General features: G+C 59.3%; 12 protein-coding genes and 1 pseudogene. All 13 read right to left on the reverse strand.

The features are described from left to right. Nucleotides 1-104: 104 nt before the first annotated feature. Nucleotides 105-2,591, reverse strand: a complete 2,487-nt coding sequence (locus tag HHL24_RS30380) for a DUF7657 domain-containing protein (protein ID WP_169489028.1) — start codon at nucleotides 2,589-2,591, stop codon at nucleotides 105-107. Between the two features lie 142 nt (nucleotides 2,592-2,733). Beyond that, nucleotides 2,734-3,084, reverse strand: a complete 351-nt coding sequence (locus HHL24_RS30385; RefSeq protein WP_169489029.1) for a DMT family transporter — start codon at nucleotides 3,082-3,084, stop codon at nucleotides 2,734-2,736. Nucleotides 3,085-3,166: 82 nt separating this feature from the next. Continuing rightward, on the reverse strand, nucleotides 3,167-4,207 hold the full coding sequence (locus HHL24_RS30390) for a glycosyltransferase family 2 protein (RefSeq protein ID WP_169489030.1): 1,041 nt from the start codon (nucleotides 4,205-4,207) through the stop codon (nucleotides 3,167-3,169). 354 nt (nucleotides 4,208-4,561) lie between these two features. Then, nucleotides 4,562-5,692, reverse strand: a complete 1,131-nt coding sequence (locus HHL24_RS30395) for a glycosyltransferase (RefSeq protein ID WP_169489031.1) — start codon at nucleotides 5,690-5,692, stop codon at nucleotides 4,562-4,564. Continuing rightward, nucleotides 5,689-6,945 (reverse strand): glycosyltransferase, encoded by a 1,257-nt coding sequence (locus HHL24_RS30400; protein ID WP_169489032.1) that lies wholly within the window; start codon nucleotides 6,943-6,945, stop codon nucleotides 5,689-5,691. The genes HHL24_RS30395 and HHL24_RS30400 overlap by 4 nt, the downstream gene beginning before the upstream one ends. Next, nucleotides 6,938-8,059 carry a non-hydrolyzing UDP-N-acetylglucosamine 2-epimerase gene (wecB, locus tag HHL24_RS30405; protein WP_169489033.1) on the reverse strand — a complete coding sequence of 374 codons (1,122 nt, stop codon included), beginning with the start codon at nucleotides 8,057-8,059 and terminating at the stop codon, nucleotides 6,938-6,940. Before wecB ends, HHL24_RS30400 begins: the two co-directional genes overlap by 8 nt. Continuing rightward, nucleotides 8,056-9,633, reverse strand: a complete 1,578-nt coding sequence (locus HHL24_RS30410) for a polysaccharide deacetylase family protein (RefSeq protein WP_169489034.1) — start codon at nucleotides 9,631-9,633, stop codon at nucleotides 8,056-8,058. The genes wecB and HHL24_RS30410 overlap by 4 nt, the downstream gene beginning before the upstream one ends. Further along, nucleotides 9,630-11,012, reverse strand: coding sequence for a phenylacetate--CoA ligase family protein (locus HHL24_RS30415; RefSeq protein ID WP_169489035.1), 1,383 nt, complete (start codon nucleotides 11,010-11,012; stop codon nucleotides 9,630-9,632). Before HHL24_RS30415 ends, HHL24_RS30410 begins: the two co-directional genes overlap by 4 nt. A gap of 194 nt (nucleotides 11,013-11,206) precedes the next feature. After that, entirely contained in the window at nucleotides 11,207-11,983 is a 777-nt protein-coding gene (locus tag HHL24_RS30420) for an ABC transporter ATP-binding protein (RefSeq protein ID WP_169489036.1), read from the reverse strand. Between the two features lie 4 nt (nucleotides 11,984-11,987). Then, the gene (locus HHL24_RS30425) at nucleotides 11,988-12,806 is read right to left on the reverse strand and encodes an ABC transporter permease (protein WP_169489037.1); all 819 of its coding nucleotides are present in this window, start codon (nucleotides 12,804-12,806) and stop codon (nucleotides 11,988-11,990) included. A gap of 1 nt (nucleotide 12,807) precedes the next feature. After that, nucleotides 12,808-14,223 carry a mannose-1-phosphate guanylyltransferase/mannose-6-phosphate isomerase gene (locus tag HHL24_RS30430; protein WP_169489038.1) on the reverse strand — a complete coding sequence of 472 codons (1,416 nt, stop codon included), beginning with the start codon at nucleotides 14,221-14,223 and terminating at the stop codon, nucleotides 12,808-12,810. Between the two features lie 245 nt (nucleotides 14,224-14,468). Then, nucleotides 14,469-15,395: a dTDP-4-dehydrorhamnose reductase gene (rfbD, locus tag HHL24_RS30435; RefSeq protein WP_169489039.1), complete on the reverse strand. Its 927-nt coding sequence runs from the start codon at nucleotides 15,393-15,395 to the stop codon at nucleotides 14,469-14,471. An 11-nt stretch (nucleotides 15,396-15,406) separates the two neighbouring features. Beyond that, nucleotides 15,407-15,497, reverse strand: a pseudogene (locus tag HHL24_RS30440) (dTDP-4-dehydrorhamnose 3,5-epimerase); the annotation flags it as partial.

The following is a 15,497-nucleotide window of genomic DNA, read 5'->3' on the forward strand; positions in this document are numbered from 1 at the left end:
CAATGGTTGGTGAGGCAGCGGAAAGTATATAGCACGTAATCTGGCGAAATTAATACGACCAGGGTGATCACTGATGCGCCAGCATCTCTTGTGCCACCCTTGAGCTAGCGTACCACCTTGAATCTAAGCCAACCTTGGCTCAAAGATGGCGCTGGGGCCAATGTCTGATTGAGCGGCAAATCCAACCCCTCATCAGACTTCACAGTTACGTACTCGATCGGAAGGCGCCTAAAGTCGAAATGGCGTGCATCGACTGTCACGTTAATCACGTCACCCTGCGGAACAGTGACAACGGGGTCCACTGCTCCTTGCAGATCAGCGAGTTTAAAGAATAGATGCTGATAGCGGTTGTACGAGAATACGTTCTGCTTATGCGGATCTAGAGCGTCCCACAACTTCATCTGCGGGTAGTAAGAGACCCCATTGAGCACCGGACAACCGGAAGCCATCATCGTCATCGCGGGAACGTTCGAACCGATAACCAGCGTACGGTCTTTTCCGTTGTCGCAATTCATGGCCGCGTGAGCGCTAGCGGCTGATGGAACAGTGAGGGCAACCCACGGATTGAAGGAAGCCACGGAGAAGAGAAGGAACGCTAAGAAGGACAGGAAAAAACCCGTGAAAAATCGGGCCGCAAGAAGATATGAACACCATGCAACAGCGGCCAGCATGCCGAACATGGCCGTTGGGGTCAGAAGCTCATGAATAACTGAGGGCGCCGACTTTAGACTGAACCAGACGAACGCCGCCCACAACAGGGCCACAACGATCGCCGCTATCTGTCTCGCCCGTTGCGAGCTTTCGACGACATCCGTGTTGGGATCTCGTGCGAAGGCCGTGCCGATAAGTGCAATCGCTGCCAGTCCCGTTGCGATGTCCACGCGGGGCGGGAATGTTCGGCCCCACAGACTCGATTGCGCGAGTTCCACCGGGAAACCCACGAACTGGTACCAAGTTGCAAGTGCCAGAAAGGCAATCAGTGCAAAAAAAACAGGACGGTTTTTTTGTTGGTATTTCCAGTTCGCGATTGCTCCGCAAATAGCCGGCAATGTGAGGTAAAGAAACGACGCAACCTCACTCTGATTGGACGCATCCTTGAGGTTCGCATAAAGGGTCGTGAAGTTCGAAAACCCTCGTGCAAAATACCAGGAATCTATAGTGCCTCCTGGCACCGCAATTCGCTTTCCTGGATAAACGGTAGCAAGCATCGCCGCCACAGCGTCCTTAGCCTCCATCCACCAGAAGCCCACAGTTACACCGGCCAGCATCAAACCAGCGACGATCCAGATCAAGCCGCGCGGCGACCAGATGATCGACTTCCGGTCACGGATAACAATGGCCGCAAGCAGCATGACAAACAGGTAACCAAGCGGTACTTGCCACGCCGGATATAGGGTAAGTACGAAACCAGAAGCAGTGATACCGAGGAGCACAGCCAGCAAAGGTTTCATCCACCTCGTGCATCCTCTCAGCAAGACAACGAAGGCCGAAAATGCAGATGCGGCGAACATCGTTACATAGGCGGGCCAGTAAGACCAGGCAATTACATACGGCGAAATGACGAAGCAAAGTGAAAGGCAAAACGCCAGACGCCACTGAGCCCGGAACAACAATGAGAAACATGCCCAAAGCGCTAGAAGGCACCCGAACGCCGGCATCCACCATTGCCATGCCAATGCCTGCGGCAACGGGAGAATAAAGTAGCCCCATGTAGCGGGGCGGCCCAACGCTGGCACGCCAAGTACCGGAACGGACGTCATACCGGGAATCAGCATGTTATGCCCGTTCGGGCCGAGGTTCCGATTGACTACTGGAAACGGCGGCACGTGGCGGGTCTGTCCAATCGACATGGGCGTTAGAACGCGCCACTCATCGCTTCTGATTTGCTCGCTATGGCCGGCCAGCACAGTTGTCTGAATACCGTCGATGGGAATATCTTCGTCCGTGATGCCCAAAGAGGTGCCGGATACGCCGAGCGCCACGAGCGTCGCGAAACCGGCAACGATTCCCACTGCCAAGGGCGCCACGGGAGCAACCGCGCAGCGCATCCACGCTGACAAGGCCTGACTGATGCGGGATGCAAACACAAAGCACAGCACGAGCAGGCCGAGGCCCACAATAACGATCAGCTTCGTCGCCATTAAACGCCCTGTATCTGCATGAATGACCAAGGAAGTGAAAGCCGGGTTCGACGGCACGCAATCGACCTCACCGTCATGCTCGAACTGAACTTTGACGCGCAAGCTTCGTGCGCCCCGCTGCAGCGAGGCCGGGATGGGAACGTTTGCGATCCACCCCGAATCGAGCCAGTCGCGTCGGCCGGTCGCCGCTGCGACGTCCGGCCGCGCATAGCGCTCAACCTGCCCCGTCGCAACCTGCTCAGGGCCGATAAACACAAGGAGCTTGAGATTTTCGGTGGTGCCGTGGGCTGACTCCGCCCAGCCAGATAACGTGATCGTGCGAGTGTGTGCGTTGACTTCTACGCTATCCAGAAACGCTCGCGAAGTTTGCGAGGAATCGTTTGCCGCATGTGCCGGCGACAAGCCAACGCAGGCCATTAACAGGCAGATTGCTATTAGAATCTTTCGCATCTTGGTCGGATAAAAGTGTTCTATGGTGCGAATGGGAATCTACGTCGCACACGCTCGACAAGGTCGGCGCAGCTGCCATGAACTCTCACGCCGACGGCCGGCAAGCCGACCGTCAGCGGACATCGCCCACTCAGGCGTGCCACTAACCAAAGCGGGTCGCGATTACCAAACCTAAAACCACGAGGGCGGTGCCTACCGCATATCCCGCGGTCACAGTTTCCTTGAACACAAAGTGGCTAGCGATCGGCACGATGATGAAGCACAACGCCATAAATGAATAAGCCTTGTTGAGATTCACGAATCTCAACAGGTTAATCCACAGCAACGTAGCGATTGCATAGATGGCAAGAGCGAAAAAGATCGTCAGCACCGCACGTGGAGAAAACCAGGTGCCGGCACTCTGCACTTCCATACCTGCCTTCTTGAAGGCGATTTGTCCGATTGCGATGATGCAGGCGCAGGCGATGGCCCAAATTGTTTGAAGAGGCGTCATTCTCGTAGGCAGTAATTCAATCGTTGTGAGAGGAAGCACATCAGCGCCCCACGCCTAACGCCCGGGGCACTCACAAGCAGCATTATTCGGAGCGCTCTAGCTTCTCATCGTTCGAGCGTAACCCCACACGCGCCTCGACCGGGTTGAAAGGCAGGAACTTGCTTATTGGCCGGGATGGGACGTTCGCGACGTCAAAGTTTAGAAACCCCAACAGGAGCTGCAAACCGATCAGCACCGGCAATGCCGACAGCATGATCGTTCCCAGAGGTGTCGGGGTCGTGGACGCAAGGGCGCTGATCCAATGAACAGTACCAAAGCAGACGCCAAAAATGAACAGAATCAAGCCGATGATCAGTTCAAACGTAGCGGCAGTCATGTCACGCAGGAAATAGTTATAGAAAATCCGCTTCGTGAAATTTTTTGCGTGCTTACCCATAAACTCAAAAAGAACACTCGTTATTTTCAAGTTGGATTCTTCGTCTCCGTACACCGCGTCCATAGGAATATCCGCGACAACCGCTCGCAACGTGTTCAGGCGAAACAGCATGTCTGTTTCGAAGAAATAACGCCGACTGATCCGGTCGAAGGGCAAGTGCGCCGCGGCGCGCGCATTGATTGCCGTGTAGCCATTCGTTGGGTCGAAAATTGTCCAGTAGCCGGTCGATATCTTGGTCATGATCGACAGTCCAGCATTACCGATGAGGCGCATCGCCGGCATTCTGGTGATATGCGTCAGATCGTAAAAGCGATTGCCCTTGGTATAGTCAGCCCAGCCGTCGACAATCGGCAGCACAAATTGCGGCAGCAGACCCGGGTCCATCTGACCGTCACCATCCACCTTGACGATCACGTCCGCTCCGCCGGCGATTGCTTCCGCATACCCCGACATAACCGCCCCTCCGACGCCCTGATTCACCGTATGGCGGACAACGCGAACGCGCGGGTCTGTGCAATTGCCCTCGACGAAGTCGCCACTGCTCTCGGGACAGCAGTCGTCCACCACATAAATCTGGTCGACTTCCGGCCCGATCTTTGCGATCACACCAAGAATGTGCGGGCGGACTTTGTAGCACGGAATGACGACTGCAATCGACGAAGGCGTGTTCGAGATACTTGAGTTCATGTGTGTCGTGTGTTTGTCATGCCGATCCGGAAACGCAAGCGTCTGCGGACCATACCGCAAAATGAGGAGCGCAAAGGCACGTCTACTCGTTGGAAATCTGCGCCAGCAGATACGTGCACGAAGCCCTCGAAATCCAGGGAGCACGCTGCCCGGGGGGCAACCGCATGCCGTCGCGCTATGCCTGCTCGCGGCCCCACCGCCCGAAACGTAACATTGTATACGCGTCCCATGGCCACAGTGATTGTCCCCAAGTCACCGGCCGAGTTCCCCGCGGCGAGATTGCCGATTCGTCACGGAAATAACTCGTTGAGACAGCCCGCGCATTGCCGTTCTGCCTTCGCATCGCCCTGGGCTTCATCGCGCGACGTCGTCGTACAGCGCGCTATACGCCTTACCCAATGCCTCACCCGAAAACAACGTTTCATAATGCTCGCGCGCCGCTTGCCCCATGTGTGCCGCCAAGGCGTCGTCACTCAGTAGCACATTCATCGCGCCAGCCAGTTCCTTTGGTTGTTCCGGTGCGACGACAAAGCCCGTCACACCGTGTTGGTTGACGTAGGACGTTCCGGATCCGACCTCGCAGCACACCATGGGCTTACCGAACATTGCGGCCTCCACCAACACCATGCCGAACGCTTCAGAGCGCAAATGCGACGGCAGCACCATCGCGCGGCATCCCTTGAGCAAGGCGACCTTTTCTTCGTGCGTCACCTGCCCCGCGAAGACGACATTGCTCGCACCCGTCTGCCTCGCCAACTCCGCCAAACGCCCCCGTTCCGGACCGGAACCGGCGATCACAATTTTCGCATTAACATGGCGCGCAGCCTCGATCAGCGTGTGCAGGCCTTTGTAATAGCGCAACACGCCGAGAGCTAGAAAGTACGGTTCGTCCGCCGCAAGACCAAGACGGTTCGCCATGTCGCGTTGCGCATCTACGGGATGCGGCTCGTCTCGGTAGTCGATGATGCCGAGCGGAATGGTCTTCAGCCGCTCCTTCGTCACGCATTCCATCAACGCCTCGCTGGTCTGTGCATAGGCAGGCGAAGTCGCAACCACAGCGGACATGCTACGCAGCGTGCGCCGCATCAACGGCCCGTAGACGGCGCCAAGCGCTTTCTGCCGCACGATGTCAGAGTGATATGTCATCACTGTGGGCTTTTTCGTGCGACCCAGCAGATGCAATACATCCGCGAACGGCCACGGAAAGTGGAAATGCACGACGTCGGCCCAGTCGGCCATCTGCCAATACTTCATTAATGCACTCGGGCCGCCCAGATCGCACGACGCAGGCGCCGCCCAGGATTTCGCGCGTACGACGCGCCCCTCGGGAGAGTCGATCTCCGTTGGCTCGGGTGTCGGCGACAAAGTCAGAATGCGTGGCTCGACACCGCACGCGCGCGTCGACAGCGCGATCTGGCGAATCGCTTCCTGCAAGCCACCTGGCGGATCGGGGAAGTAGGTACGGTAGACATGAACCACTTTCACGTGCGCACCTCCGCGCCGCAGTGCTGTCGCACGCTGCCGTTGCCCGATTCACGGCCGCTGAACGTGATCTGCAGCATCTTGTCCAGACGCCGCTCCCACGTGTTGTCGCCCACCGCCGCTCGCGCCTCATCCGCGTTCAGCTTGCCGCGCGCAAGCTGTTTCTCGATTGCGGCAATGAAGGCTTCGAGGTCGCCACCCACTTCGAGACCCGCACGCGGTTCTTTCGCAAAATCCAGCGGCGTCGACACCACCGGCAAGCCGGCCGCCAGGTATTCATAAAACTTCATCGGAAACATCGAGCGCGTGTACTCGTTCAGCAAGGTCGGCAGCACGCCGATCTGCACGCCGCGCAGATACTCCGGCAAGGTTTGATAGCTGCGATAGCCGAATAGATGCACATTGGGTAAGCGCGCAAGTTGTGCGAGCAAATCGCTGCGCTGCCCTTCGCGTTCTTCGCCGATGATGATCCAGTGCCAATCCGGCCGCGCCTGTGCGGTCTGCAAAAGCAGCGGGAAGTCGATCTTGAAGTCGGACAGCACGCCGTGATAGACCAGCCGGGGTTCCGGAATGGCGGCCAGTTCCGCAGGCACCGGGCCCGCTTGACGTGCCTGGCCGAAGTGCGCGTCGTCCACCACATTACCGAAGTAGTGCGTGTTCGGGTTATACGGCAGACAGGTCTCCTGCAGCGATTTCGCGGTCGTGAAGACCGCTTCGCAACGCGCGAGCAGCGCTTGCTGCGCATTGTTGAACGCTGCCACGTCGACGCCGGGAATGGTCGCGATATCGTCGACGCAGTGATACACGAGCGGCCCGCGCGGCAGCGTCTCGATTGCATCGAGCATGAACGGGTGATATGTCCACACGACTGGATCTTTGAAGCGCCGTGATTTCGCGAAGCGCACGACGGAGAACCGAAGCAGCGCCTGGTTCAGCGTGCGAACCAGCGGCCAATGATGTTTGGCCGGCACCATCAACGGCGACAGCACCCAGATGTTCTCAGCGCGCCGAGGCGCCCCGAGTACGAGCGACTGCATGCCGCGCCACAGACGGCGCCACAGGCGGGCCCAGTCGCGCCCGCTGCCGACTTTGGGCGAACGGAATCCGACGCTCTCCACGTAAAGCACCCGCCAGCCACGCGCGGCCAGATTGCTCGCGGTATGCTGCTTGTTCGTCCAATACGGTTCGTCCCAGTCGGCGGTCGAAAACAACACGCAGTCTCGCGCGGCAAGCGTCGTATCCTGCCGTTCAACCACTGAACACCTCGACCGGCCGGCCCAGCAGACTGTCGAGAATACGCTGCGAGGCCAGCCCGTCACCGTAAGGGTTCGCTCGATTACGCAGTGCCTCGCGGCGCGCCGGATCGTCGAGCCAGCCAATCACCGCGCGTTCGATACTGTCCGACGCCTGACCGGCCAGCGTTGCAAAGCCCGCGTCAACCCCTTCGCGCCGCTCGGTGTGGTTGCGCATCACGACGACCGGCACGCCGAAAGTGGGTGCTTCCTCCTGAATGCCGCCGGAGTCGCTGACAACGACCGCGCTGCCGCTGATCAGATAGAGACTGGTCGGGTAATCGACCGGCTCAATCAACGCGAGATTGGCGATGCCGTTCAGTTCACGCAGCACGGGCTCGCGCACGGCGGGATTTAAATGCACCGGGAAGATCCAGCGGTAATCGCTATAGCGTTGGCACAGGTCGCGCAATACGCGACAAATATCCTGCAACACGTCGCCAAAATTTTCGCGCCGATGGCAGGTGACGAGGATGTGCTGCTGCTCGGCACCCGTCCATGGTGGCAGCGGACTTTCTGGCGGCGTCCCGTCCCAACTCCTGCGCACTGCCGCAATCGCATCCACCACCGTATTGCCGGTGACGAGGATTTTTTCCGCTGCAATGCCTTCGTTCAACAGATTCTGGCGCGCCAATTCAGTCGGCGCGAAATGCAGCGTGGTGATGCGGCTCAGCAGACTGCGATTGGCTTCTTCGGGGAACGGGCTCTTGAGATCACCGGTGCGCAATCCAGCTTCGACGTGGCCCACCGGAATCCCGCGATGAAAAGCCGCGAGACCGGCGCAAAACGCCGTCGTCGTATCGCCTTGCACGATTACCCAGTCCGGACGCGCCTGCTCCAGCGCCCGATCGAGAGCAGCCAGGAGGCGCGACGACAAGGCGTTCAGCGATTGCCCCGGACTCATCGTGTCGAGCGTGATGTCCGGTTCGATGCCGAAAAATTTGAGCGCCTGTGCAGCCATGTCCTTGTGTTGACCGCTCGCGCAAACGACGGTTTCGACCTCGGCGCGCAAGGCTCTTACGACCGGCGCCAGCTTGATGACCTCGGGCCGCGTGCCCATCACCACCATGATTTTCATTGCAATCGTTCCCCTGACTCGACTTGCTCATAGGCACCGCGAAATTCGACGCCGAGCGAATAAGGAGCGGCCATGCCGGTAGGGACGAGGACGCGGAATCCGCCGTCCTCCTCGATCACCTGTGTCTGCGACTTGAACTTGAGGAAATCGAGCGCACCCGCCTCCGTCATGAAGACCGGCATTTGCGCGCGGCTGCGGATGTACTCAATGAATTGCTCATGTGCTTCAATGCGCGCCGCTTCGTCCGGCCAACCGTATTGATAGCGCGGCGAAAACGGATGATCGAGATAGCCGAACAACGTTTGTGTGTCGTACGCGAGATCGAAAGCACGCTTGAATACGGCAAGCGGGTCGCCTACGGCGAGCATGCAATCGCCGTGCAGCATGCATTGCTGGCTATGGCCGACGAAGCCTTCCGGCAAACCCGCAAGCGCTCCGCCGCGCGCCAGCACGAACTCCGGATCATTGCGGATGATGCCGCCGACGCAGCCTTCATAGCCGGCGTCGGCCAATGCGCGCAACGCATACGGCGGCGACTGGTGAAACGGCGACACCGCGTACCGCACCGGATTGCCCGTCACGATCTGCAGCGCTTGTGCCGATTGACGCCCCTCTTCGAGGGCGGCTTCGTAGCTGCCGCCCCAATTAGGCGCGTGAGTCGCCGTATGAGAGAGCACCGCGCCCTGCCCCTGGTCGACCAGCAGTTCCCACAAGATCGCGTGTTCTTCAGGCCGGATCAGATTCTGCGTATGCACAGCCAGCGTAAACGGCACGCCGAGGCGCTGGTAGGCTTGCCACAACGGGCGCGCTGCCTCGACACTTTCATCGCAATCGAGTCGCGAGGTAATCGCTGCATCGAAACCCCATGGAATCTCGCTCAACACCGGCTGACACGGCAGTGCTTGCGCGCGATAGCCTGACAGGAAATTCTCGACGATGCGCCATTCGAACGAATCGCATGGCCCGACTGGGCGGTTGATCCACAGCACGCTCGCTGCGTCCGCGTCCCAAAGCGCCGCGTAAGAAAAACGACGGCCGCCGGCGACGTGTACCGACGCCAGTTCCGCATCGCTTGCTACCTGGCCCGCTTGCGCGACCGCCCAAATCGAGCCGTCGTGCCGAATGCGCCCGTAGCCGAGGTTGTTCCATTCGTCAGTGAAGTCGAAGCGCTCGAATGGTCGGTCCCACGTCTGCCCGCCCAATGCTTCCACCAGGTGCGTATAGCGCACTACGGCATGGCTCTCTCTCGCTTCACGCGACGGCGCGGCTTCGCTGCGACTATCCGCTTCCAGTTCCGCCGGCCAGTCTACCGTTTCATAGTTCAGATCCCGCGCGAGTGCAGACGGCACGCGACCGAAGAGGACCAGCTTGCGTGGCTGAGCGCTTAACCATTCAAACAGGTCCGCGCCCCACTCCTCCGGCACATCGATTGCAACGACTACGGCCGGCGCGATAGAGCGCAAAGCACTGCGCGAAATCGGCTGTGCCTGAGTCACACTGACCGACCGCCGCACGGCGGCCAATACGTATTGGCCAGCCACCGCGGAAGCGTCCGCGAACAGAACGCCGATCATGCGCTCACCACGTGACGAAACTTGGCGCGACTTCCGACGCGCACCAGATCGTCATGCCCGACGAAAGCAATCGTAAAAGCATCCTGCCAATAGTGGCGCAGCTTGCTGCTTGTTTCGTCCGGATTCGCCCAAGGCTCGAGCACGATGCGCAATGTCGGCGGCGTGGTCCGCAAATCGATCTGAAACTCCTGAATGCCGCCGACCCGATGATCAAGCATGTCCTGGATATGGTGCGTGGGGTGCGCTACGCCGTTGATCGGTACGACATCATGAATTCGCCCGACAACATCCGTCAGGAAAAAACCGTTCGCGGATTCCTCCACACGTGCAAGATCGCCCGTCGCGTAGCGGATCAACGGCATTAGCCGATTGCGGAAACCGGTGAACACAAGTTCATGCGCACCATCGGGATTGCCTTCCGATACGCGGCTTTCCGGCCACCCTTCGGATTCGAGAATCTGAAAACCGCCTTCGTGACCATTGAGTTCGTAGGCCATCACACCGAGCTCGGCGAGACCGTAGCGATCGATCACCCGGCAACGCAATGCCGACGCAATCACTTCGCGCGCGTGCGGTTCGAGCAATTCGCCACTCGACTCGAATACCTGGAATGCGTTGCCGCCGCCATACTTGCGCTGCACGTAACAGGCGAGCGCATACATGGTCGACGGATGCGAATGAGCCAGATAGGGCTTACGCCGTTTGAGCGTCTGCCACATCTCCTCAAGCCCTTCGTCGTCGATGCGGTCGAAGAAGATGTTGCTTCGATTCATCGCGAAGCATTTGAAGTCTTCGCGCGATGGCCATTCCGGAATCGCCTGATCCGGAAAACGGCAAGCGAAATGAAGTTCGGAGCGGTGACGCAATTTGCCGATGCGCTCGCGGGCGTAGAACGTGACTGCCGATGAATAGTCGGCGCCGTCCTGATCGTAATAGATCGTGCACGACAGGCCTGTCGACCCGCCGGTTTTGCAGACGTGATGCCGCGTTTGTTCGAGTGGCGCCGAATACAGTCGTGCGCCCTGCTCGCGGATAATATCTTTGGTCAGATAAGGAAGCTCTTCCAGATAACGCTGGTCTTGCTTGACTTTCGCCGGATCGAACTGCTTCGCCTGGAACAGATCGCGGTAATACGGCACCTGCGCGCCCGCGAATTCGAGCATGCCGGCCAACCGCTCGAGCGCAATGCGGCGACGCTCTGGCATCGGTAGGGCGTAATGCTGGCGCAACTCTTCGATTTTCGGACGCACGCTGCGCTTTTCGCGGCTCTCGGCAATCGGATAGGCGATATAGCCACCCGCGAAGCCCTTGAGCGTGCGAAACGGCTGTCGCACGAGCAAAGATTCGGAGTACCGCAGAAATGGATGATTAGCTCGCATGAAATTCGAACCTTGTTGCGCCTGTGTGGCTTGCGCCGATTGCACCGCGCAGAACCGCGCACGCTTTCAGCGTTACTGTTTGGATTAGGCGTGCAGCCTCAATGAGACATAACGGCCGGCGCCGCATCGCCGTCAAATGCATGCAACGGACGGTACCGCGGCCATATGACCGCGACCAACCGCCCGTAGCCGTATCAGTGCGGCAATTGCGCCGAGTGGCTGACCAGCGGTTCCGGGTCAGGCTCCGGCGCGACGATCGGCTCGTCGGAGATCATCTTGCCGTGCTCCATGGAAATTTTGCGGTTGCACACCCGCGCCACCAGCTTCGGATCGTGCGAAGCCACCACCAGCACCGAAGCCTTGCCCACCAGACTCTCGAGGCGCTCCGCCGCTTTGATGCTGAACTCCGCATCACCTACGCTCAGCCACTCGTCCATGATCAGAATGTCGGCTTCGACGCTGGTCGAAATCGCGAACGCAAGACGCAACATCATCCCGCTCGAATAGGTGCGCACCGGCAGATTCAGGTAGTCGCCCAATTGGCTGAAATCCGCGATTTCGTCGATCTTGCTGCGGATACGCGCTGGCTTCAGGCCGTCGAGAATGCCGCGCAGATAAATGTTTTCGAAGCCGGTTGCATCGGGGTCGAGGCCCATCGACACATCCAGCAGCGAAGCGATCTTGCCATTCACCCTGAGCTCGCCGCGCACGGGCGCGTACACGCCCGACAGCGTGCGCAACAGGGTTGTCTTGCCTGACCCGTTGTGACCGACCAGACCCACGCGGTCGCCTTCGGTAAAGCTGAAGCTGAGATCGTCGAGCGCTTTGACAATCGCATGCCGACCGGCATCCTGACCGATGCGGCCACCCGTCGTGAGATTGAGCACCGCCTTTTTCAGTGAGCGATGGGAGTTCTCGTAAATCGGAAATTCGACGGATATGTTACGAGCAACAATCGAAGAAGAACTCACGGTATCAAAGCCAATAAGGAACGCGATTACGAAAACGCTGCATCAGGAATTGCGCGAAGACAAAACCCACTACCAACAAACCAACTGACCACGCCCACGATTCCCAATGCATCGTACGGCCGGTCAACGGAGCGCGAACCGTTTCGATCAGGTGATAAAGCGGGTTGTATTCAGCGACCCACGCACGGCTCTTCAGGATTTCCGGCGACCACATGACCGGCGTGAAAAAAAACACGACCTGGACCAGATTCGTGACGATCGGCGGGATGTCGCGAAAGCGCGCGCACAGCACGCCGAGCGTCACGCCGAGCCATACGCCATGCAGCAGCAGCAGCACCAGACCGAACGGCACTAGCAGGATTTCCCAGCCCGGCCATTTGCCGAACGCCAGCAACAGCACGACGACCACAGGCAAGCTGTGCAGCATGATCACGAAGTTGCGCCAGGCAATCCGACACACGTGGATCGTTAGCGGCAGACGGATCTGCTTGATCAGATATGCCGAGCCTATGAAGGCCGTACACCCTTCGTTTGCCACCGAGGCCAGATAGGCCCATACCACCAACCCGACTGCGAGGTACGGCAGATAGTCGGAGATTTCCTGGTGCAGCAGCGTCGAATACAGCGCGCCCAGCACCAGCACCATGATGACGGTGCTCAACGTAAACCAGAACGGACCGATTACCGAACGGCGATACCGCTGCCGGATATCGTGCCATCCCAGCGTGCCCCATACCCGCACCGACTTCATCCCGACGATCAGATCGTCGTTCTGAGTGTGACGTGTGAGGTCTTCCGTATCATTGACAAAACTAATATCCATCTCAAGCACGTCCGTAAATGTCTTCAAAGCGGACGATGTCATCTTCACCCAGATATTCGCCGCTCTGCACTTCAATCATCACGAGTTCAACTACGCCCGGATTCTCGAGGCGATGTTTGTGACCCGCCGGAATGTAGGTCGACTCATTGGTCGAAACGAATAGCTCCTTCTCTCCGTTCACGACCTTGGCCATGCCACTGACCACCACCCAATGCTCGTTGCGATGATGATGCATCTGCAAGCTAAGACTCGCGCCCGGCTTGACCTCGATGCGTTTGATCTTGAAGCGGGGGCCTTCTTCGAGCACCGAGTAAGTCCCCCACGGCCGGTGCACCTTGCGATGCACCTTGTACGTTTCATGACCGCGCGACTTGAGTTCGGCAAAAATCTGCTTCACGTCCTGAGCCCGGTCTTTATCCGCGATGAGCAGCGCGTCCGGCGTATCGATCACGATCAGGTTCTCGACGCCCACCGCGCCAATCAGCCGGTCGCCGCCACGCAAATAGCAGTTCTTGACGTCGAGCAGCAGCGCTTCGCCTTCGACACGATTGCCGCTGCCGTCCGCCGGCGAGAGGTCGCTAAGCGCCGTCCACGAACCGACATCCGTCCAGCCGATGTCGCAGCGAACCACCGCCGCCTGCTCGCACTTCTCCATCACCGCATAGTCGAACGATACGTCCGGCACCGCGCCAAAGGAGCCAGGCTCAAGGCGAACCTGAGCACCAGCCTTACCCTCGGCGGAGGGCGACTTCTCCATGCACTCCGCAGCCGCGCTGAGAATCTCCGGGCAGTGCTGCTGCATTTCCTTCAGGATCGTGCCCGCGGTGAAGCAGAACATGCCCGAGTTCCACAAGAAATTGCCCGAAGCGAGATACTCGCGTGCCTTCTCGAGCGAAGGCTTCTCGACAAAACGCACCACCTTGTCGCCATCCGCCTCGATGTAGCCATAGCCGGTTTCAGGTGTCTCCGGATGCATACCGAAGGTCACCACCTTGCCCGCCTGCGCAAGCTTCTGCGCCGCCGCCACAGCCGCGGCGAACGCCTGCTGGTCGGCAATCAGGTGATCGGCGGCCAGTACCAGCATGACTGTCTGGTCGCCATGCACCTTCGCCGTGTGCAACGCCGCCGTGGCAATCGCCGCAGCCGTGTTGCGACCAAACGGTTCGAGAATGAACGAGGTTGCGTTGCCCTTCGCGTTCACCTGGCGGAAATCGTCCTCGGTCTTGAAGAACAGATCGCGGTTCGTTACCGTGAGCACTTCCTTCACGCCCGGCAGCGCAACCGCGCGCAAGAACGCCTTTTGCAGCAGGCTCTCGCCATCCGCAAGGCGAATGAACGGTTTTGGGTGCGACTCGCGCGAGACCGGCCATAGTCTCGAACCCGCCCCGCCACAAAGAATGATCGGTAACAAACTCACAGAGCCCTCTCAGTACCGTATTTATTACTGATGTCTTCTGACGGTGAATAGTCAGCACGACCCACAAATCAGTCGATCGCGCGACCATCCGCACGCCCTGAATGTTCACGCGTTTGCCCCAAATACCGGGCCGCCGCGAGTCTTCCAGACCGAGCGATATTCTACCCCTGCCCCCTTTCACTATCGTCAGACAGTCAAGGCGCCACGCCGCATGGCGAGCGTCGGGCAAGAGCGCGTCTTATGCGTTAAGAACGGGCTGCAGGCGACCGCGGAAAAGCGTCGGTCAGGCACAGCTTCAAGGCGTCGCGCCAATGCGGCGCAGCAAGCCCGAACACCTGCGCCAACTTCTCGTTCGACATCCGTGAATTGGATGGACGCTTTGCCGGCGTTGGATAGTCGGAAGCCGGAATCGGCAGCGTCTTCGGACGGTTCGGCAGATCCGCGAGTTCGAAAATAGCGGACGCGAAACCGTGCCACGATGTCGCATCGCCAGCACACAGGTGATAGATGCCCGAGCGCTCGCTCCACCACGTAGCGCTGTCTTCCGCAGCAAATGCCTGGGCGCTCAGATGCGCGGTCAGCGTCGCGATCGTGTTGCTCCAGGTCGGCGCGCCGAACTGATCGGCGACGACCTTTAACTCGGGCCGATCGGCGCCGAGCCGCAGCATGGTGAGCAGAAAATTCTTGCCACGGGTGCCGTACACCCAGCTCGTACGCAACACCAGATGATTCACGCCAGTCGCAGCGATCGCCTGCTCGCCGGCGAGCTTGGTACGCCCGTACGCGTTCTGCGGATCCGTGGGGTCGTCTTCGACGTAGGCACCGTCTTTCTCGCCGTTGAACACGTAATCGGTCGAATAGTGAATCAACGCTGCGCCGAGCTTTTTCGCTTCTTCGGCCAGCACGCCCGGCGCTTCGCCGTTGATGCGCATGGCGAGATCGAATTCCTCTTCTGCCTTGTCGACCGCCGTATAGGCCGCGGGGTTGACGATCAGCGCAGGCCGCACGTCTCGAACAACCGCACGGACCTGGTCCAGATTGGACAGATCCAGCGTGGCGCGGTCGACCGCGACTACGTTGCCGAGCCCTTGCAGCGTACGCGCGAGCTCGAAGCCAACCTGGCCATTTACCCCGGTGACGAGAATCGTCCGCCTGGCATCATGTGCGCTCATACGGTAACCCCTTATGCGTAGACTTCAGCATCGGCAAGACGCTTGCCTGCCGCGTCTTTCGCGGCCAGCAACGGCTCGAAGTCAATCGGCCACTCGATACCC

Source organism: Paraburkholderia polaris (assembly GCF_012927345.1).
Lineage (GTDB): Bacteria > Pseudomonadota > Gammaproteobacteria > Burkholderiales > Burkholderiaceae > Paraburkholderia > Paraburkholderia polaris.

Excerpts from the sequence above, each read along its gene's own strand:
- HHL24_RS30380 (WP_169489028.1), bottom strand. The coding sequence starts at position 2,591 with ATGCGAAAGATTCTAATAGCAATCTGCCTGTTAATGGCCTGCGTTGGC.
- HHL24_RS30385 (WP_169489029.1), bottom strand. The coding sequence starts at position 3,084 with ATGACGCCTCTTCAAACAATTTGGGCCATCGCCTGCGCCTGCATCATC.
- HHL24_RS30390 (WP_169489030.1), bottom strand. The coding sequence starts at position 4,207 with ATGAACTCAAGTATCTCGAACACGCCTTCGTCGATTGCAGTCGTCATT.
- wecB (WP_169489033.1), bottom strand. The coding sequence starts at position 8,059 with ATGAAAATCATGGTGGTGATGGGCACGCGGCCCGAGGTCATCAAGCTG.
- HHL24_RS30410 (WP_169489034.1), bottom strand. The coding sequence starts at position 9,633 with ATGATCGGCGTTCTGTTCGCGGACGCTTCCGCGGTGGCTGGCCAATAC.
- HHL24_RS30415 (WP_169489035.1), bottom strand. The coding sequence starts at position 11,012 with ATGCGAGCTAATCATCCATTTCTGCGGTACTCCGAATCTTTGCTCGTG.
- HHL24_RS30425 (WP_169489037.1), bottom strand. The coding sequence starts at position 12,806 with ATGGATATTAGTTTTGTCAATGATACGGAAGACCTCACACGTCACACT.
- rfbD (WP_169489039.1), bottom strand. The coding sequence starts at position 15,395 with ATGAGCGCACATGATGCCAGGCGGACGATTCTCGTCACCGGGGTAAAT.